The sequence below is a fragment of the Amycolatopsis sp. NBRC 101858 genome (genome assembly GCF_030269325.1).
Classification (GTDB): Bacteria; Actinomycetota; Actinomycetes; order Mycobacteriales; family Pseudonocardiaceae; genus Amycolatopsis; species Amycolatopsis ponsaeliensis.
Genome location: NZ_BSTD01000009.1, coordinates 234227 through 255510, shown reverse-complemented (window position 1 = coordinate 255510; position 21284 = coordinate 234227). Strand labels below are relative to the sequence as shown.

The following is a 21284-nucleotide window of genomic DNA, read 5'->3' as shown; positions in this document are numbered from 1 at the left end:
CTCGCGCTGAACGCCCCACCGCGCGGCGATCCGCGGGTCCGGCGTCACTTCTCTTGCACTGATGCGGAACTGCTCACCCGCCGGCTCGGCCGGCGCGGAGCGCATCCCAACCTCGCGTCGAGACGCCCCACTGTGCGGCGGTCCGCGATCATTCAAGACACGGCAAGCCCCTCCCGCACAAAGAAAGGGACCGCTTCCGGCGCCATTGGCGGAAGCGGTCCCCTGAAGCCCGGCCGGGGGAGGTGGCCGGGAGCTCTATCCCTGGGACTCCAGCTCTTCGTCCAGCATCGCGAACAGCTCGTCCGCGCCCGCCTCCTCGAGTTCGCGGTCGGCCGGGGAGAACGTTGCCACCAGCTCTCGGAGCCGACCTACCGCAGCAGCGCGCGAAGATGCGTCCAAAGTCCGCAGCTCCGTCTCCAGGTCCGCCAGCCGGACCTCCACCGCGGATGGCGGCTCGGTCAGCCCCGCACCGAGGAACGAAGCCAGTGCGCCCGCCGACGGGTGGTCGAAGATCAGCGTGGCCGGGAGCCGTTGGCCGGTCAGGGATTCCAGGCGGTTGCGCAGCTCGATCGCCGTCAGCGAGTCGAAGCCCAGCTCGATGAAGCCCTTGCGGGGGTCGATCGCGTCGCGGCGCTCGTGGCCGAGGACCACCGCCGCCGTGCCGCAGACCACGTCCAGCAGCGCGCGGCCCCGCTCCGCCGCCGGCAAGGCCACCACCCGGGCCCACGAGTCGTCCACGACCTCCGCGCGACGGCGGACGCCGCCGCGGACCAGGCCCCGGAGCATCGCCGGGACGCTGTGCGCGTCGGCCCGCACCCCGGACATGTCCAGCCGGACCGGCACCAAAGACGGCTGCGAAGTCCCGAAAGTCGCGTCGAACAGCGAAAGCCCGTCCGCGAACGACAAGCCCAGCACGCCCGAGCGGGCCATCCGGATCAGGTCGGTGTCCGCCAGCTCGTTCGACATGCCACCCTCGGACCACAACCCCCACGCCAGCGACACCGCGTGCCGCCCGGTGGCCGCCCGGTGGTGGGCCAGCGCGTCCAGGAAGACGTTCGCCGCCGAGTAGTTCGCCTGCCCCGCCGCGCCGAGCGTGCCGCCCGCCGACGAGTACAGCACGAACGGAATGTCCAGCGAAGCCGTCAGCGAGTGCAGGTTCCACGCCGCGTCGACCTTCGGCCGCAGCACCGCGTCCATCCGCTCGGGCGTCAGCGCGAGCAGCACGCCGTCGTCGACGACGCCCGCCGTGTGCACGACCGCCGCCAGCGAAACCCCGTCCAGCAGCGCCGCCACCGCGTCCCCGTCCGCGAGGTCACAAGCCTCCAGCGCGACAGACGCGCCCAACGCGGTCAACGAAGAAACCAGCTCGGACGCCCCCGGCGCCGAAGCACCACGACGGCTCGTGAGCAGCAGGTGCTTGACGCCGTGGTCGGTCACCAGGTGCCGCGCGATCAGCTGCCCCAGCACGCCGGTACCGCCGGTGACCAGCACGGTCCCGTCGGGATCCAACCCGGCGACCGCGGGTGTGGGCACGAACTTCGCCAGCCGGTGCACCAGCACCGCGCCATCGCGCACCGCGACACCCGGCTCGTCGGCGTACATCGCCCCGAGCACCGCATCGAGGGGCACCGAACCGCCGTCGACATCGACGACCATGAACCGGTCCGGGTACTCCAGCTGAGCCGTCCGGATCACGCCCCACAGCGCGGCGTGCGTCAGATCCTCGACGCCCTCCTCGGGACGCGTCCCGATCGCGCGTGCAGCGACGACGACCAGCCGGGAAGACGCGAGAGTCTCTTCGGCGACCCAGGCCTGAGCCAGCGCCAGCAACCGGTGCGTCGCCTCACGAGCCGCGACCGGCGAAGCCGAGTCAGGCGCCACGAACGGCGCGAACACCACATCCGGCGCCACCCCATGGGAAACCAAAGCAGCGAGGTCCACATAGGACTTACCCGGCAGCCCGAAGCCACTCCCGAGCACCGCCGAAGTGACCCCCGAGACGGCGTCACCGGAGAACGGCTGCCACTCGACGCGGAAGAGCGAGTCGTCCACCGCCGAGCGCGTGGCCCGGAACGCGTCGGCCGCGATCGGCCGCAGCGAAAGCGATTCGACGCTGAGCACCGGCGCACCGGTGGCATCGGTCGCGCTCAGCGAGACGGTGTTCTCGACATCCGAAGAGATCAGCACCCGCAGTTCGGCCGCCCCAGCAGCGTGCAGCGACACGCCCGACCACGCGAACGGCAGCACCGGCTTGTCCTCGGTCGGCCCGGCCAGGCCGATCGTGTGCAGCGCGGCGTCGAGCAGGGCCGGGTGCAGGCCGAACGCCGAGGCGTCCGCGTCCTCCGGCAGCGCGACTTCGGCGGCCAGTGTGTCGCCGTCCTGCCACACGCGGCGCAGCCCGGCGAACACCGGTCCGTAGTCGAAGCCCTGCGCGGCGAGGTCGTCGTAGCGCGAGGTCACGTCGATCTCGACCGCCCCCGCGGGCGGCCACTCCGGCAAAGCCGCCGGACTCGAGACGAACGAAGACAGCCGACCAGAGCCGTGCTGCACCCACTCGGCCGCGTCCTCGGCCTGGGAATAAATCGACAGAGAGCGCTGCTCCGATTCGAGAGCACCGACGACGACCTGCAGCCGGACGGCCCCTTCCGAAGGCACGATCAGCGGCGCGGCCAGGGTCAGCTCGTCGAGCCGCCCGCAGCCGACCTCGTCACCGGCGCGGACCGCCAGCTCGACGAACGCCGTGCCGGGGAACACCAGCGAACCCTGGACGACGTGGTCGGCGAGCCACGGCTGCGTCGAAGCCGAAAGCCGGCCGGTCAGCACGGCACCCCCGGAATCGGCCGCGACGACGACGGCACCCAGCAGCGGGTGCTCGGCGTCGCGCTGCCCGACCTCGGCGACGCCGCGGACGCGGGCGCCGGTCGGGTTCTCCAGCCAGTACCGCTTGCGCTGGAACGCGTAGGTCGGCAGCTCGACCGCCGTCCCGCCGGCGTAGAACGCCGAGAAGTCCACAGTGGACCCGCTGACGAAGAAAGCGGCAACCGCGGCGGCCGCCGACTCGGCTTCGGGCCGGTCCTTGCGCAGCACGGGGACGAACGTCGCCCGGTCGTCGTCGCCCAGGCACGTCTGCCCCATCGCGGTGAGCACCGCCGACGGGCCGACCTCGACGAACGTCGTGACACCCCCGTCGAGCAGCGTGCGGATCCCGTCGGCGAACCGGACGGCGTCGCGCACCTGGCTCACCCAGTACTCCGGCGAGGTCAGGTCGGCGTCCGGCGAAACCGTCGAGACGATCGGGATCTCCGGCGCGCGGTAGGTCAGGTTCCGGGCGATGAACGCGAAGTCGGCCAGCATCGGCTCCATCAGGGCCGAGTGGAACGCGTGCGAGACCTTCAGCCGCGTGGTCTTCGAGAACTTCGAGGCCACGGTGAGCACCGCGTCCTCGTCGCCGGAGAGCACCACGGACGCGGGTCCGTTGACGGCGGCGATCGACACGCCGTCGCTCAGCAGTGGCAGGACATCGGCTTCGGCGGCCGCCACGGCGACCATCGCGCCCCCGCTGGGCAGCGCCTGCATCAGCCGCGCCCGGGCCGTCACCAGCGTGCAGGCGTCCTCGAGCGAGAGCACGCCGGCGACGTGCGCCGCGGCCAGCTCCCCGATCGAGTGCCCGAGCAGGTAGTCCGGCTGGACGCCCCACGACTCGAGCAGCCGGAACACCGCGACCTCGATCGCGAACAACGCGGGCTGCGTGTACCCGGTCTCCTCGGAGCCGAGCACGGTCTTCAGCGGGACGTCCAGGTGCTTGTCCAGCTCGGCGACGACCAGGTCGAAGACCTCGGAGAACGCGGGGAACGCCGCCGCCAGCTCCAGGCCCATCCCGGCGCGCTGCGCACCCTGGCCGGTGAACAGGAACGCCGTACGGCCGGAACTCGCGACCCCTTCGACGACACCCGACGGACGGCCCGCCGCGTACTCGGTGAGCGCCCGGATGGCGCCCGCCCGGTCGGCGGCCACGACCCCGGCGCGGTGCTCGGCCAGGGTCCGGGTGGTCACCAGCGAGTATCCGACGTCCATAGTGGACCCGTCCACAGTGGTCAGCTTGCCCGCCTGCGCCCGCAGCGCCTCGGGGTCGTTGGCGGAGAGCAGCCAGGTCACCGGGCCTTCTTCACCGGAAGAGGCAGCCACCGGGTCGCCCTGCTCGACGATCACGTGCGCGTTGGTCCCGCTGATGCCGAACGACGACACCCCGGCGCGACGCGGCCGTCCCGTCTCCGGCCACGGCCGTTCGGCGGTGAGCAGCGAGACGGTGTCCGTCCATTCCACGTGCGGCGACGGCTCTTCGGCGTGCAGCGTGCGAGGCAGAACTCCGCGCCGCAACGCCTCCACCATCTTGATCACGCCACCGACGCCGGCGGCCGCCTGCGTGTGGCCGACGTTCGACTTGAACGACCCGACGTGCAGCGGCCGCTCCGGCGTCGCCGCCTTGCCATAGGTCGAGATGAGCGCCTGCGCCTCGATCGGGTCACCCAGCTTGGTGCCGGTGCCGTGCGCCTCGACGGCGTCCACATCGGACAGTTCCAGTCCGGCGTCGGCCAGCGCCGCGCGGATCACCCGCTGCTGTGCGGGCCCGTTGGGCACGGTGATGCCGCTGGACGCGCCGTCGGAGTTCACCGCGCTGCCGCGCAGCACGGCCAGCACGTGGTGGCCGTTGCGGCGTGCGTCGGAAAGCTTCTCCAGCAGCAGCATCCCGGCGCCCTCGGAGCAGCCGACGCCGTCGGCGCCGCTGCCGAACGCCTTGCACCGGCCGTCCGGGGACAAGCCCTGCTGCTCGCTGAAGTAGACGAACATGTCCGGCGTCACCATCACGGTCACGCCGCCGGCCAGCGCCAGCGAACACTCGCCGCGGCGCAGGGCCTGCGCCGCCCAGTGCAGGGCGACCAGCGACGACGAGCACGCCGTGTCCACCGACACCGAGGGGCCTTCGAGCCCGAGGGTGTAGGAGATGCGGCCCGACACCAGGCTGCCGTCGCTGCTGCCGGCGCCGTAGTCGTGGTACATCACGCCCGCGAAGACGCCGGTCTTGCTGCCGCGCAACGTCGAGGGCACGATGCCCGCGCGTTCCACGGCCTCCCACGCCGTCTCCAGGACGATCCGCTGCTGCGGGTCGAGCGTGCGGGCCTCACGCGGGGAGATCCCGAAGAACTCCGGCTCGAAGTCGGCGGCGTCGTAGAGGAAGCCGCCTTCCTTCGAGTACGTCGTCCCGGGCCGGCCCGCGGGATCGAAGAGCGACGCGGTGTCCCAGCCGCGGTCCTCGGGGAACTCGCCGACGGCGTCGGTGCCGCTCGCGACGAGCTCCCACAGCTGCGACGGCGTGGTGACCCCGCCGGGGTAGCGGCAGCCCATCCCGATGATCGCGATCGGCTCGCTCATCGCCGCGGTGAGCTTCTGGTTGTCCGCCTTGAGCCGCTCGTTGTCCATCATGGACTGGCGCAGCGCGGCGACGATCTGCTCTGTCGATGGGCCGGTCACTGGGACTCCTCTGTGTGCGTGCCCGCCATCGCGGACTTGACCAGGTCGGCCAGGTCCATCCCGGCGATGGCGGCCACTTCGTCGGTTCCGTTGGCCTCGGCCACTTCTTCGACCGGCTCGCCGAGCTCGGGCAGCAGCTCCCCGAGCAGGAACCGGGTCAGCGGCAGCGGGCTCGGGTAGTCGAAGATCAGCGTCGCCGGCAGGCGCAGCCCGCAGGCGGCCCCGAGCCGGTTGCGCAGTTCCAGCGCCGCCAGCGAGTCGATGCCCAGGTCGGTGAAGCCCTTCTCGACGCCGACCGCCGAAGCGTCGTCGTAGCCGAGGACGCCCGCCGCGTGCTCGCAAACCAGCTGCAGCAGCGCGGTTTCCCGCTCGTCGGCCGACATCACGGTCAGCTTCTCGGCGAACCCGGCCTCGGGGGCCGCCGTCGCCGGACCCGCCGCCGCGGCAGCCCGCCGCGGGGTGGCCGTGACCAGGCCCCGCAGGAGCGGTGCCAGCCGGTCGGCTTCCTTCAGGTCGGCGAGCTGCACCGGCACCAGCGTCGGTTCCCCGGCCGCGAGCGCGGCGTCGAAGAGCGCGAGCCCGTCGGTGACGGCCAGCTCCGCGACCCCGTATCGGGCGACGTGCGTCAGGTCGACCGCGTCGCCGCTGCCCTCCCAAGGACCCCAGGCCAGCGACGTCGCCGGGAGGCCCAGCGCCGTGCGGTGCTCGGCCAGTGCGTCGAGGAAGACGTTGCCCGCCGCGTAGTTCGCCTGCCCGGCGGCGAGCAGCAGGCCGCCCGCCGACGAGTAGAGGACGAACGCCTTGAGGTCCAGCGAAGCGGTCAGCTCGTGCAGGTGCCAGGCCGCGTCCACCTTGGGGCGCAGGACGTTCCCGACCTGCTCCGGGGTGAGCGCGCTCAGCACCGCGCTGTCCATCTGGCCGGCGGCGTGCACCACGGCGGTGAGGTCCGGCAGCGACTCGATGAGCGTGGCCAGCTCGGCCCGGTCGGTGACGTCGCAGGCCGCGACGGTCACCTCGGCACCCTGCTCGGCCAGCTCGTCGACGAGTTCGCGAGCCCCGGCCGCCTCGAGACCGCGACGGCTGGTCAAGACCAGGTTCCGGGCCCCGCGGGTGACGAGGTGCCGGGCCAGGTGCCCGCCGAGCAGCCCGGCGCCGCCGGTGATGAGCACCGTGCCGGCCGGGTCCCACTCGATCGGGTCGCCGAGCGTCGTGACCTTGGCCAGCCGGGGCACCCGGACCTCGCCGACCCGGACGATCGCTTCCGGCTCACCGGAGGCGACCACCGCGGGCAGGGCCCGCGTCGACTGGGACAGATCGTCGACGTCGACGATCTGGATCCGCCCGGGGTTCTCCGCCTGCGCGGCCCGGACGAGCCCCCAGACCGGCGCCTGCGCGAGGTCCGCGTTGTCGGCCACGGCGTTGCGCGTGACGACCAGGAGCTTGCCCTCGAAGCCGTCGAGCCAGGCCTGCAGCTGCCTCAGGGTTTCCTGGACCGTGGCGTGGACGCGGGCCGGGACGTCCCCTTCGGCCGCGCCGATCGGGAGGACCAGGACGTCGGCGGCCACCAGCTGCTCGTGGGTCGGGACGCCGAGGCCGAGGTCGTCGGTGCCGAGCACGGCCCAGCCTTCGAGCGACTTGACCAGGCGGACGCCGGCCGCGGGCTGCCAGTCGATCCGGTACAGCGAGTCGGGCACCTTCGCGCCCAGCTGGCCTTCCGACACCGGCCGCGTCACCAGCGACTCGATCCAGGCGACCGGCGAACCGGTCGCGTCGGCCAGCGCCAGCGAGGCGTCCTTGCCCTCCTTGCGGACGTGCACCCGCAGTGTCGTGGCTCCGGCCGCGTGCAGCGAGACCTGGTTCCAGGCGAACGGGATCGTCGTCTCGGTCAGCGCCTTCGGGCCACCGGGGACGAGGAAGTCCGTCGCGCCCAGCGCCGAGTCGAGCAGCCCCGGGTGGAGACCGAACTCCCGGGAATCGGTGCCCTCGGGCAGCGCCACCTCGGCGAACACCTCCCCGTCGCGCAGCCAGACCGCGCGCAGGTTCCGGAACACCGGGCCGTAGCCGAAGCCGAGCCCGGCCAGGTCGTCGTAGAGCCCGGTGAGGTCGGCGGCTTCGGCGCCCTCCGGCGGCCACACCGAGAGGTCGAACTCCGCCGGCTGGGCCCCGGCGGCCAGGGTGCCGGCCGCGTGCTGGGTCCAGACGTCGTCGATCCGGGAGTGCACCGACAGCTCACGACGGCCGCCCGCGCCCGGCGCGCCGACGACGACGCGGATGTCGACGCCGCCTTCGGCCGGGAGCAGCAGCGGGGCCTGCTGGGTCAGCTCCTCCAGGACGTCGCAGCCGACCTGGTCGCCGGCGTGCAGGGCCAGCTCGACGTACGCGGTGCCCGGCAGCATCGTCCGGCCCATCACCACGTGGTCGGCCAGCCAGGTCTGCTTGTCGACCGCGAGCCGGCCGGTGAGCACCGCGCCGCCGTCGGGCAGCTCGACCAGCGCACCCAGCAGCGGGTGCCCGGCGGCCTTGGCGCCCAGCGAGCCGACGTCGCCGGTCCGCTTCGTCGCGTTGAGCCAGTACTCCTTGTTCTGGAAGGCGTACGTCGGCAGGTCCACAGTGGCCGCACCGCGCCCGGCGAACACCGCACTCCAGTCGGGCTTCGCCCCGCGCGAGTACAGCGTGGCGAGCGCGGTGAAGAGCGTCTGGACTTCGTCGCGGCCCCGGCGCAGCGCGGGCACGCCCACGACGCGGTCGGGCCGGTCCGCGAGCGCTGTGTCGCACTCGCGGGCCATGCCGGTCAGCACCGCGTCCGGGCCCAGCTCGACGAACCGGGTGACCCCGGCCGAGAGCAGCGCGCCGACGCCGTCGGCGAAGCGGACGGCCTCCCGCACGTGGTTCACCCAGTACTCCGGCGAGCACAGCTGTTCGGCGGTGGCGATCCGGCCGGTCACGTTGGAGACGACCGGGATGCTCGGCGCCGAGTAGGTCAGTTTCTCGGCCACCACGGCGAAGTCGGCCAGCATCGGTTCCATCAGCGAGGAGTGGAAGGCGTGCGAGACGACCAGCTGCTTCACGCGCCGTCCGGCTTCCTTGAAGGCGGCCATGGCGGCCTTCACCGCTTCCTCGGGTCCGGAGATGACGACCGAGCGCGGGCCGTTGACCGCGGCGACGTCGACCCCGGCCGGGAGCGCGGCCCGCACCTCGTCCTCGGTGGCCGCGATCGCCGCCATGGCGCCCCCGGACGGCAGCGCCTGCATCAACCGGCCGCGAGCGGCGACCAGGGCACACGCGTCGGCCAGGGAGAAGACCCCGGCGACGTGCGCCGCGGCCAGCTCGCCGATCGAGTGCCCGGCGACGTAGTCCGGCGTGACGCCCCACGACTCCACCAGGCGGTAGAGCGCGACCTCGATCGCGAACAGCGCGCACTGCGTGTACGCGGTCTGGTTCAGCAGCTCGCTGCCGTCCCAGATGACGTCCTTCAGCGGGACCTCGGTGTCGAACAGGCCGCAGGCCTCGTCGAAGGCGCCGGCGAAGACCGGGAAGGCCTCGTACAGCCGGCGGCCCATGCCCGGCTGCTGCGCGCCCTGCCCGGTGAACAGGAACGCGGTCAGGTCGGCCGCGCTGGTCGCGCCGGTCACCGTGCCCGCCGGGGTCCCGCCGGTGGCGAGCCCGTCGAGGGCCTTCAACGCGGCGTCTCGGGTCGCGGCCAGGACCACCGAGCGGTGGTCGAGGGCCGCTCGCCCGGTGGCGAGCGAGTAGCCGACGTCGGTGAGGTCCAGCTCCGGGTTCGACCGGATCCACGCGGCCATCCGGGCCGCCTGGTCGGCGAGCGCCGCCGCAGTGGTGCCGGCGATCGGCAGCGGGACCGACGTCAGCGGCGGGGCCGTCCGGCGCGGACGCTCCACAGTGGACGGAGGTGCCTCTTCGATGATGATGTGCGCGTTGGTGCCGCTGATGCCGAACGACGAGACGCCGGCACGGCGCGGGCGGCCGTTGGGCAGCCACGGCCGGGCCTCGCTCAGCAGCTCGATGTCGCCGGTGGTCCAGTCGACGACCGGGGACGGCGCGTCGATGTGCAGCGACTTCGGCAGCATGTTGTGCCGCATGGCCTGGACGACCTTGATCACGCCCGCCGCGCCGCCGGAGGCCTGCGCGTGGCCGATGTTGGACTTCACCGAGCCCAGGTACAGCGGCCGCCCGTCCGGCCGGTCCTGGCCGTAGGTGGCCAGCAGCGCCTGCGCCTCGATCGGGTCACCCAGCTTCGTGCCCGAACCGTGCGCCTCGACGGCGTCCACTTCGGACGGCGTCAAACCTCCGGCCGCCAGGGCCGCGTGGATCACGCGTTCCTGCGACGGCCCGTTTGGCGCGGTGAGGCCGTTGGACGCGCCGTCCTGGTTGACGGCGCTCGAACGGACCACCGCGAGGACTTCGTGGCCGTTGCGCTGCGCGTCGGACAGCCGCTCCAGCAGGAGCAGGCCCGCGCCCTCGGCCCAGCCGACGCCGTCGGACGCCGCGGAGAAGGACTTCGACCGGCCGTTGGGCGAAAGGACGCCCTGGCGGCTGGAGTCGACGAACAGGTCCGGCTGCGAGAGCAGCGTGACGCCGCCCGCGAGGGCCAGCCCGCACTCCCCCGCCCGCAGCGCCTGCACCGCGAGGTGCAGCGTGACCAGCGAAGACGAGCACGCGGTGTCGACCGTCATGCACGGGCCTTCCAGCCCCAGCAGGTAGGAGATGCGGCCGGAGACGACCGCGCCCGAGCTGCCGTTGGGGATGTAGGCGGCGACGTCGAGGGGCGCGCCGGGGACGCGGCTGCCGTAGTCGTCGTACATCGCGCCGGTGAAGACGCCGGTCATGCTGCCGCGCAGCGCGGTCGGGTCGATGCCGGCCCGCTCGATGGCCTCCCACGCCGTCTCCAGCAGGAGCCGCTGCTGCGGGTCCATGGCCAGGGCCTCGCGCGGGCCGATGCCGAAGAACGCCGGGTCGAACAACGTGCCTTCGTGGAGGAAGCCGCCTTCGCGGGCGTAGGTCTTGCCGCGCTTGCCGCGCTCGGGGTCGTAGATGCTCTCGATGTCCCAGCCGCGGTTGGTCGGGAACTCCGACACCGCGTCGACCTCGTCGACCAGCAGCTGCCAGAGGTCCTCCGGCGACCGGACGCCGCCGGGGTACCGGCAGGCCATGCCGACGATCGCGATCGGCTCCTGCATCGACGCGTTGGTCCGGGTCGTCGTGGCCGGGACCTTCGCGACCGCGCCGAGCAGCTTGCCCTTGACGAAGTCCGCCACCGCCTTGGCGGTCGGGTGGTCGAAGATCAGCGTCGCCGGCAGGGTCAGGCCGGTGGCGGTGCCGAGCAGGTTGCGCAGCTCGACCGCGGCGAGCGAGTCGAAGCCGAGCTCCTTGAACGCGCGGGTGCCGTCCACTTCGGACTTGTCCGCGTAGCCGAGCACGGTGGCCACCTGAGTGCGGACGATGTCCAGCAGGACGCGGTCGCGCTCGTTGTCGGCCAGCGAAGCCAGCTCGGCGGCCAGTGCGTTGTCGGCCGCCTTCGCCGCCTTGGCGGTCCGGCGGGCCTTCGGCGGGACGAACCCGCGCAGCAACGCCGGCAGGTCGTCGGTCCGGGCGCGCAGCGCCGCGACGTCGACCCGCAGCGGGGCGATCACGGCGTCCTCGGCGGCGGTCGCCGCGTCGAACAGCGCGAGTCCCTGCTCCGCGGTGACGGCCGGGAGGCCGAGCCGGGCCATCCGGGCGAGGTCGGCTTCGGCCAGCTCGCCGCCGAGGCCGGTGTTCTCGGCCCAGAGACCCCAGGCCAGCGCCGTCGCCTTGAGGCCGGACGCCTTCCGGTGCTCGGCGAGGCCGTCGAGGAACGCGTTGGCCGCGGCGTAGTTCGCCTGGCCCGCGGGCAGCACCTGGCCGCCGGCGGAGGAGAACAGCACGAACGCGGCGAGGTCGTGGGTCAGCTCGTGCAGGTGCCAGGCGGCGTCGACCTTGGCCCGCAGGACCGAGTCGAGCCGGTCGGCGGTCAGCGAGTCGAAGACGCCGCTGTCGGCCGTGCCCGCCGCGTGCACCACGCCGGTGAGGTTCTCGATCGCCCCGAGCAGGCTCTCGACCTCGGCGCGTTCGGTGACATCGCACGCGGCGACCCGCACCCGGGCACCCAGGTCCTTCAGGTCCTCGACCAGCTGCCGGGCGCCCGGCGCGCCGAGCCCGCGACGGCTGGTGAGCACCAGGTCGGTGACGCCGTGCTCGGCCACCAGGTAGCGGGCCAGCAGGCTGCCGAGCCCGCCGGTGCCGCCGGTGATCAGCACGGCGCCGGTGCCCCACGGCGAGGCGTCGCCGGACTCGGTCTTGGCGTACCGCGGCACGAGCACCGCGCCGTCGCGGATCGCGGCCTCGGGTTCCCCGGAAGCGACGACCGCCGCGATCGAGGCGGCCGCTGTGCCGGAATCGGCGTCGACGACGAACACGCGCCCGGGGTGCTCGGCCTGGGCCCCGCGGGCCAGACCCCACAGCAGCCCCTGCGTGACGTCCACAGTGGACTCACCGGCGGGCACCGCGTCCTGCGTCACCACGGCCAGCTTGGTGATCCCGAACCGGGGCTCGGCCAGCCAGGCCTGCAGCTCGGCGAGCAGCCACGCGGCATTCTCGCGGGCCGCGGCCGGGACGTCACCTTCGGCGCCCGGCACGGTCAGCGTGATCAGGGCCGGCACCGGCTCGCCGCGGTCGATCACCGCGATGAGGTCGGCGAACCCGGCGTAGGTGGCGGCCACCCCGACGCGACCGCGGCCGATGGCGACCACTTCGGCGTCGGACTGCGGCACGGAGACGGGCTGCCAGGCGATCTTCAGCAGCGATCCGTCCACTTCGGACGAAGCCGTCAGCTCCCGGCGGACCGGACGCGAGACGAGCGAGTCGATGGTCGCGACCGGACGGCCTTCGCTGTCGGCCACCTCGATGGCCGACACCTCGTCGCCGTTGAGCCGCTCGATCCGCACCCGCAGCACCGAAGCGCCGGCGGCGTGCAGCGTGACGCCGTTCCAGACGAACGGCAGCAGGGTCGCACCGCCCGGGTCGCCGAGCAGGTCGGCGTGCATGGCGATGTCGAGCAACGCCGGGTGCAGGCCGTACAGGTTCGCCGTCGACGCCGCCGGTTCCGGCAGCGCGACCTCGGCGAAGACCTCGTTGCCCCGCCGCCAGGCGGCCTTGAGCCCCTGGAAGGACGGGCCGTAGCCGTAGCCGCGCTCGTCGAGCAGGGTGTAGGCGCCTTCGACGATGACGGGCGTCGCCCCGGCCGGCGGCCACTCGGTGAGCCCGGCGGGCTCGGGCCGCGGCGCCGCGGACAGCGTGCCGATCGCGTGCTGGGTCCACTCTTCGCCGTCGGCAGGCCGGGAGAACACGGTGACCGGGCGGCGGTCGCCGTCGGCGGGGCCGACCACGACCTGGAGCGCGACGGCACCGTCCGGCGGCAGGACGAGCGGCGCCTGCAGCGTCAGCTCTTCGACCGTCGAGTGGCCGACCTGGTCGCCGGCCGCGATGGCGAGCTCGACGAACCCGGTGCCGGGCACCAGGATCGCGCCCTTCACGACGTGGTCGGCCACCCACGGCACCGACCCGGCGGACAGCCGGCCGGTGAGCACGGTGGTGTCCGAACCGGACAGCGGCACGACCGCGCCCAGCATCGGGTGCGGCAGCGGCTGCTGGCCGACCGCCGTCACGTCGCCGGACGGCGTCGCGTCGAGCCAGAAGCGCTTGTGCTGGAAGGCGTACGTCGGCAGGTCGAGCCGGACCGGGCCGTCGCCGAGCACGCGGTCCAGCGTGGCGGCGCCGCGGGTGTGGAGGCGGCCGAGCGCGGCCAGCGCGGTGCGCACCTCGTCCCGGTCGCGGCGGCCGAACGGCACGAACGCGGCGTCCGGGTCGATCTGCCGGCCGAGCGCGGTCAGCACGCTGTCCGGCCCCAGCTCGAGGAACGTCCGCACGCCGTCGGCGGCCAGCGCGGCCACCGCGTCCCCGAAGCGCACGGCTTCGCGGACGTGGGTGACCCAGTACTCCGGCGACGTCAGGTCGGCGCCGGGGGAAACCGTGGAGAAGATCGGGATCCGCGGCGCGTGGAACGCCAGCCCGGCGGCGATCTCGCGGAACTCGTCGAGCATCGGCGCCATCAGCGGCGAGTGGAACGCGTGGCTCACGCGCAGCCGGCGCGTCCGGACGTCGGCGACCGTGGCCGCCCGCTCGATCCGCGCGACGACCTCGGCGACCCCGGAGACCACGACCGACGCGGGACCGTTGACGGCGGCGATGCTGACCTCGTCCTCGTGCCCGCGGATCAGCTCGCGCGCGGCCTCTTCGGTGGTGGCCAGCGAGACCATCGCACCCCGCGGCTCGCTCAGCGAGCCCATGAGCCGGCCGCGCGCGGCGACCAGCTTCGAAGCGTCTTCGAGGGAGAGCACCCCGGCGACGTGCGCCGCGGCCAGCTCACCGATCGAGTGGCCGGCCAGGGCGTCGGGGACGATCCCCCACGACTCGGCGAGCCGGAACAGCGCGACCTCGACCGCGAACAAGGCGGTCTGGGTGTACTGCGTCTGGTCGAGCAGGCCGCGGTCCGCCAGCGCCGTCGTGCCGAAGACGACGTCCCGCAGCGGCACGTCCAGCAGCGGGTCGATCGCGGCGCACACGGCGTCGAACGCCGCCGCGAAGACCGGGTAGGTCTCCGCCAGCGCGGCCCCCATCCCGACCTGCTGCGCGCCCTGCCCGGAGAACAGGAACGCCAGCTTGCCCTCGGTGACGACATCGCCGGCCTGCTCCCCGGTCGCCAGCGCGTCGAGGCCGGCGGCCAGCTCGGCCGGGGTCCCGGCGACGACCACCGCACGGTGCTCCAGCGCCGACCGGGTCGAAACCAGCGAACGCGCCAGCTCGGCGACCGTGATGTCTTCGTGGTCGGCGAGGTATTCGCGCAGCCGGGCGGCCTGGCCGCGCACGGCGGCCGGGGTGCGCCCGGAGAGCGCGACCGGGACGACGGCGTCGGGCTGCGGCTCGGCCGGCTGCTCGACCTCGGCGTCGGCCGGGGCCTGCTCGATGATCACGTGGGCGTTGGTGCCGCTGATCCCGAACGACGAGACGGCGGCCCGGCGCGGGTGGCCGTTGGGTGACCAGTCGCGCGACTCGGTCAGCAGCCGCACCGCACCGGTGTCCCAGTCGACCACAGTGGACGGACGATCGACGTGCAGGGTCTGCGGCAGCTGCTCGTTGCGCAGCGCCATGACCATCTTGATGATGCCGGCAACACCGGCGGCGGCCTGGGTGTGGCCGATGTTCGACTTGATCGAGCCGAGCCACAGGGGCTGGTCCTCGGCGCGGTCCTGGCCGTAGGTGGCGAGCAGGGCCTGCGCCTCGATCGGGTCGCCCAGCGTGGTGCCGGTGCCGTGGCCTTCGACGGCGTCCACTTCGGACGGTGCGAGACCGGCATCGGCCAGTGCCTTCGCGATCACGCGCTGCTGCGAGGGACCGTTCGGGGCGGTGAGGCCGTTGGACGCGCCGTCGTGGTTGACCGCGGAGCCCTTGAGCAGGGCGAGGACCGGGTGGCCGTTGCGCTTGGCGTCGGAGAGCCGCTCGACGAGCAGCATGCCGGCGCCCTCGCCCCAGCCGGTGCCGTCGGCCGAGTCCGCGAACGAGCGGCAGCGACCGTCGGCGGACAGCCCGCGCTGGCGGCTGAAGTCGACGAACGTGTCCGGAGTGGACATCACGGTGACACCACCGGCGAGGGCCAGGGTGCACTCGCCGCGGCGCAGGGCCTGGACCGCCCAGTGCAGGGCGACCAGCGAGGACGAGCACGCCGTGTCGACGGTGACCGTCGGGCCTTCAAGGCCGAGGGCGTAGGACACGCGGCCGGAGACGACGCTGGCGAGGCTGCCGTTGCCGAGGTAGCCCGCGATGTCGTCGGACACCGTGCCGAGACGCGTGCCCCAGTCGTGGTACATGACGCCGGCGAACACGCCGGTCGCGCTGCCGCGCAGGGAGACCGGGTCGATGCCGGCCCGCTCGAACGCCTCCCAGGACACTTCGAGCAGCAGCCGCTGCTGCGGGTCCATCGCGGCCGCTTCACGCGGGCTGATCTCGAAGAAGTCGGCGTCGAACTCGGCGGCGTCGTGCAGGAACGCGCCGTGCTTGACGTAGCTGTGGCCGGGCTTTCCGGGCTCGGGGTCGTACAGCGCGTCGACGTTCCAGCCGCGGTCGGCCGGGAACGGCGTCAGCGCCTCTTCCCCACCGGCGACGAGCCGCCACAGGTCCTCCGGCGTCGCCACGCCACCCGGGTAGCGGCAGGCGATGCCGACGATGGCGATCGGCTCTTCCGGGTCGGCCGTGGTCACCGGCGCGACCGGCGTCGTCGGGGCGAGCCCGGCGACGCGCGTGACCAGGTACTCGGCGAGCGCACGCGGGGTCGGGTGGTCGAACACCAGCGTCGCGGGCAGCCGCAGGCCGGTGACCGAGTCGAGGATGTTGCGCAGTTCCACGGCGGCGAGGGAGTCGAAGCCGATCTCGCCGAACGGGCGCGACGGGCTGATCGCCGACGGGCCGTCGTGGCCGAGCACGGCCGCGACGTGGGTGCGCACCAGGTCGAGCACCGCGCGGTCGCGGTCGGCCTCGGACAGCGAGACGAACCGCTCGGCGAACTGCCGTTCCGGCGTGAGTTCGCCCGAGACCGCGGCGACGCGACGCCGGTTCGCGGGGGCGAGGCCACGCAGGAGCGCCGGGACGTCCTCGCGGGCGCTCAGTGCGGCGCGGTCGACGCGGGTCGGCACGACGTTCGCCGTGTCGCTCGCGACCGCGGCGTCCAGCGCGGCCAGGCTTTCGGACGCGGTCAGCGGGGCGAGGCCCAGCCGGCCGATCCGGCTCAGGTCCTTTTCGGACAGTCCGGCGCTCATGCCGAGCGCGGCGCCCTCGTCGGTCCACAGGCCCCAGGCCAGCGACGTCGCGGGGAGGCCCTGCTCGCGGCGGTGCTCGGCGAGCGCGTCGAGGAAGGTGTTGCCCGCGGCGTAGTTGGCCTGGCCCGCGCCGTCGACCAGACCGGCCGACGACGAGAACAGGACGAACGCGGCCAGGTCGGAGGTCAGCTCGTGCAGCGCCCACGCGGCGTCGACCTTCGGGGCGAGGACGGCGTCGAGGCGGTCTTCGGTGAGCGAGCCGATCATCGCGTCGTCGAGGACACCGGCGGTGTGGACGACGGCGGTCAGCGGCTGCTCGATCTTCTTCAGCGCGGCCGACAGCGACCGCTTCTTCGTGACGTCACCGGCGATGACCTGCACCGTGGCGCTCTCCGACAGCTCGGCGACCAGTTCGGCCGCGCCCGGGGCGTCGTTCCCGCGGCGGCTGAGCAGCACCAGGTGCCGGACGCCGTGCGTGGTGACGAGGTGCCGGGCGACCTGCGCGCCGAGGCCGCCGGTGCCGCCGGTGACCAGCACGGCGCCGTCGGCCTGCCAGGCCGGCGTGTCGGTGTGCAGGCGGACGAGCCGGGCGGCCCGGACCTGGTCGCCGTCGACCCGCAGCTCCGGCTCACCGGACGCGAGCGCGGTGGCCAGGGTCTTCGCGGTGGTCTCGCCCTCGATCAGGACGATCCGGCCCGGCTGCTCCGCCTGCGCCGAGCGCACCAGCCCGCGCACCACGGAGTCGGCGAGCGAGCCGGGCGTCCGGAGCACGAGCTTGGCCGCGGCGAAGCGCTCGTCGGCGACGAACTCCTGGAGGACGGCGAGCACGCGGTGGGCGACCTGCTTGGCCGCCGCCGGGATGCTCCGGCCCTTCGCGGCGACCGGCACGACGATCGTGTCCGGCACCTCGGTCAGCTCGGCCAGGCCGGTGACCTCGGTGACCGGGAAATCCCCTTCGGCGGCCGCGACCGGCGTCCATTCGACGGTGTGCAGCAGGTCCTGCGCGCGCGGGCCGAGGTCGGCGCCGCTGACCGGGCGGGAGCGGAACGACTCGACCGACAGCACCGGCGTCCCCGCCGGGTCGGTGACCTCCAGCGAGACGCCGCCGGTGGCGGGCGAGGTGATCCGCACCCGCACCTCGGTCGCGCCGGAGGCGTGCAGCCGCACACCGGTCCAGGCGAACGGCAGGCGGATCTCGTCGGCTTCGCGAGCCTCGCCCGGGGCGAAGTCGGTGGCGTGCAGGACCGCGTCGAGCAGCGCCGGGTGGATCCCGAAGTCCTCGTCCCGGGTCGGCAGGGCGACCTCGGCGAACACGACGTCGTCGCGCTTCCACGCCGTGCGCAGCCCCTGGAACAGCGGGCCGTAGCCGTACCCCTGCGCCGCCAGCTCTGCGTACAGCTCGTGCGTGGCGACGACCTCGGCGCCCGACGGCGGCCACTCGGTGATCGGCGCGGGCTCGGCGGCCTCCGCCTCGGCCAGCACGCCGGCGGCGTGGCGGGTCCAGGCGACGTCCTGCTCGGTCCGCGAGTAGAACTCGATGGTGCGGCGGCCGTCCTCGACCGGGCCGACCACGGCCTGCACCTCGGCCCCACGGCCGTCCGGCACGGCGAGCGGCGCCTGCAGGGTCAGCTCGTCGACGACGTCGCAGCCCGCCCGCTCGGCGGCGTGCAGGGCCATCTCGACGAACGCGGTGCCGGGCAGCAGGGCCGTGCCGGCGATGGTGTGGTCGGCGAGCCACGGGTGCGACCGCAGGCCGATCCGGCCGGTCAGGACCAGGCCGTCGTGGTCGGCCAGGCCGATCTCGGCACCCAGCAGCGGGTGGCCGGAGGCGAGCTGGCCGAAGCCGGCCGCGTCGCCGTGGCCCGGTGCGGTGAGCCAGAAGTGCTTGCGTTGGAAGGCGTACGTCGGCAGGTCGACGGCGTTGGCCGGGCCGAAGAACGCGGTCCAGTCGACCCGCACGCCGCGGGTGTGCAGCCGGCCGAGCGCGCCGGCGAGTGCCGGGACCTCGGCGTGGCCGCGGCGCTGCGCGGGGACGAAGGTGATGTCGGTGCCGTGCGGGCCGGTGGCGGCCATGGCCGCGAGGACGGCGTCCGGGCCGATCTCGAGCGCGGTGGTGACCCCGGCCGCGGCGAGCGCGGCGACGCCGTCGGCGAACCGCACGGCGCGCCGGACGTGGTAGAGCCAGTAACCGGGCGAGCACAGCTCTTCGGCGGTCGCCAGGCGGCCGGTGACGTTCGAGACGACCGGGATCGACGGCGGCGCGAAGTCGACGACCTCCAGGACCTCCCGGAACTCGGCGAGCATCGGCTCCATCAGCGGCGAGTGGAACGCGTGCGAAACGCGCAGCTCGCTCGTCTTGCGGCCCTGCGCGCGGAACACCGCGACGACGGCCTCGACCGCGTCCCGCGCACCGGAGACGACGACGGACGCCGGGCCGTTGATCGCGGCGATGCTGACACCATCGGTGAGCAGCGGCAGGACCTCGTCCTCGGTGGCGGCGACCGCGACCATCGCGCCACCCTCGGGCAGCGCCTGCATGAGACGACCGCGCGCGGCGACGACCAGGCAGGCGTCCTCCAGCGACCAGACGCCGGCGATGTGCGCGGCGGCCAGCTCGCCGATCGAGTGCCCGAGCAGGACGTCCGGCCGGACGCCCCACGACTCCAGCAGCCGGGCCAGCGCGACCTCGATCGCGAACAGCGTGCACTGGGCGTACTGGGTGCCGTTCAGCTCGTCGGCGTCGTCGCCGAAGAGGACGTCGCGCAGCGGGCGGTCCATCTGCACGTCGAGGTGGTCGATGGCCTCGTCGAAGACCTCGGCGAAGACCGGGTGGGCCAGGTACAGCTCCTTGCCCATGGCGAGCCGCTGCGAACCCTGGCCGGTGAACAGCATCGCGAGCTTGCCCGGCGTGCGTTCGCCGATGACGACGGAAGAGTCCTGCTCCCCCGCGGCGAGGGCCTTCAACCCGCGGACGGCGTCCTCGGTGCTCTCGGCGACGACGACGGCGCGGTGGTCGTGCGCGGCGCGCGTGCCGGCCAGCGAGAAGCCGATCTCGGTGAGGTCGGCGGACTCCACTGTGGACACGAGCTTTTCGGCCTGCGCCCGCAGGGCTTCCTCGCTGCGGGCCGAGACGACGAGCGGCACGACCGGGAGCGGCTGGGTGTCGACGGTCTCGTCGGCGGTGGCCGGCGCCTGCTCGATGATGACGTGCGCGTTGGTGCCGCTGACGCCGAACGACGAGACACCCGCGCGGCGCGGACGCTCGACCGCGGGCCACTCGCGGGCCTCGGTCAGCAGCTCGACCGCGCCCGCGGTCCAGTCGACGTGCGGGGTCGGCGCGTCGACGTGCAGGGTCTTCGGGAGCCGGCCGCGGCGGATCGCCTCGACCATCTTGATCACGCCCGCGACGCCGGCCGCGGCCTGCGTGTGGCCGATGTTGGACTTGATCGAGCCGAGCAGCAGCGGCCTCTCACGGCTTTGGCCGTAGGTGGCGAGCAGGGCCTGCGCCTCGATCGGGTCGCCGAGCCGGGTGCCGGTGCCGTGCGCCTCGACGGCGTCCACTTCGGACGCTTCCAGCCGGGCGTCGGCGAGCGCGCGGTGGATGACGCGCTGCTGCGACGGGCCGTTGGGGGCGGTGAGGCCGTTGGAGGCCCCGTCGGAGTTGATGGCGGTGCCGCGGACGACGGCGAGCACGGTGTGCCCGTTCGCGACCGCGTCGGACAGGCGTTCCAGCACCAGGACACCGACGCCCTCGGCGAACCCGGTGCCGTCGGCCCCGGCGGCGAAGGCCTTGCAACGGCCGTCTTCGGCGAGGCCGCGCTGGCGGCTGAACGCGGTGAACGTGCCGGGCCCGCCCATGACGGCGACGCCGCCGGCGAGCGCGAGCGGGGTCTCGCCGCGGCGCAGGGACTGCACGGCGAGGTGCAGCGCGACGAGCGAGCCGGAGCACGCGGTGTCGACGGTCAGCGTCGGGCCTTCGAGGCCGAGCGCGTAGGCGACGCGGCCGGAGACCACGCTGGGCGCGTTGCCGGTGAGCATGTACCCGTCGAGGCCGTCCGGGGCCTCGTGCAGGCGCGGGCCGTACTCCTGGGCCTCGGCGCCGATGAAGACGCCGGCGGGCGTGCCGCGCAGCGTCGTCGGGTCGATCTTGGCGCGCTCCAGGGCTTCCCAGGCGGTCTCGAGGACGAGCCGCTGCTGCGGGTCCATCGCGGACGCCTCGCGCGGGGCGATGCCGAAGAACCCGGCGTCGAACTCCCCGGCGTCGGGCAGGAACCCGCCGGAGGTGACGTAGCTGCTGCCCGGGCGGTCCGGGTCCGGGTCGTAGAGGCCGTCGAGGTCCCAGCCGCGGTCGGTCGGGAACCCGGTGATGGTGTGCACCTCTTCGGCGACGAGCCGCCAGAGGTCCTCGGGCGAGGCGGCCCCGCCCGGGTAGCGGCAGCCGATGCCGACGATCGCGACCGGCTCGTCGGTGTCACCGGCCGCGATCGGTCCACTGTGGACGACCTCGGCGCCGAACACCGCCGCGTGCAGGAAGCGCGCGACGGCGACCGGCGTCGGGTGGTCGAAGGCCAGCGTGACCGGCAGGTCGAGCCCGGTGGCCTCGGTGAGCCGCGCGTGCAGCTCCACCGCGGCCAGCGAGTCGAACCCGTGGTCGGAGAACGCCTTTTCGGGGTCCAGTACCGCCGGGACGTCCGGCCGGGCCGCCAGGAGCGCGGCCCGCGTGGCGTCGTGGACGACGTCGGCCAGGAATGCCGAGCGGTCACCGGGGGGCAGTTCGGTCAGCCGCTCCGCGAACCCGGACGCCCGATTCGATTCGGTTTCAAACTCACGCATTCCGCACTCCACCGC

2 protein-coding genes are annotated in these 21284 nt (G+C 73.8%); both read right to left on the bottom strand.

What is annotated here, in order from left to right; all coding sequences use genetic code 11:
* Positions 1-255 precede the first annotated feature (255 nt).
* Positions 256-5529: a type I polyketide synthase gene (locus QSK39_RS51595; protein WP_285485192.1), complete on the bottom strand. Its 5274-nt coding sequence runs from the start codon at positions 5527-5529 to the stop codon at positions 256-258.
* Positions 5526-21269 (bottom strand): type I polyketide synthase, encoded by a 15744-nt coding sequence (locus QSK39_RS51590; RefSeq protein ID WP_285485191.1) that lies wholly within the window; start codon positions 21267-21269, stop codon positions 5526-5528. Before QSK39_RS51590 ends, QSK39_RS51595 begins: the two co-directional genes overlap by 4 nt.
* Positions 21270-21284: the final 15 nt, after the last annotated feature.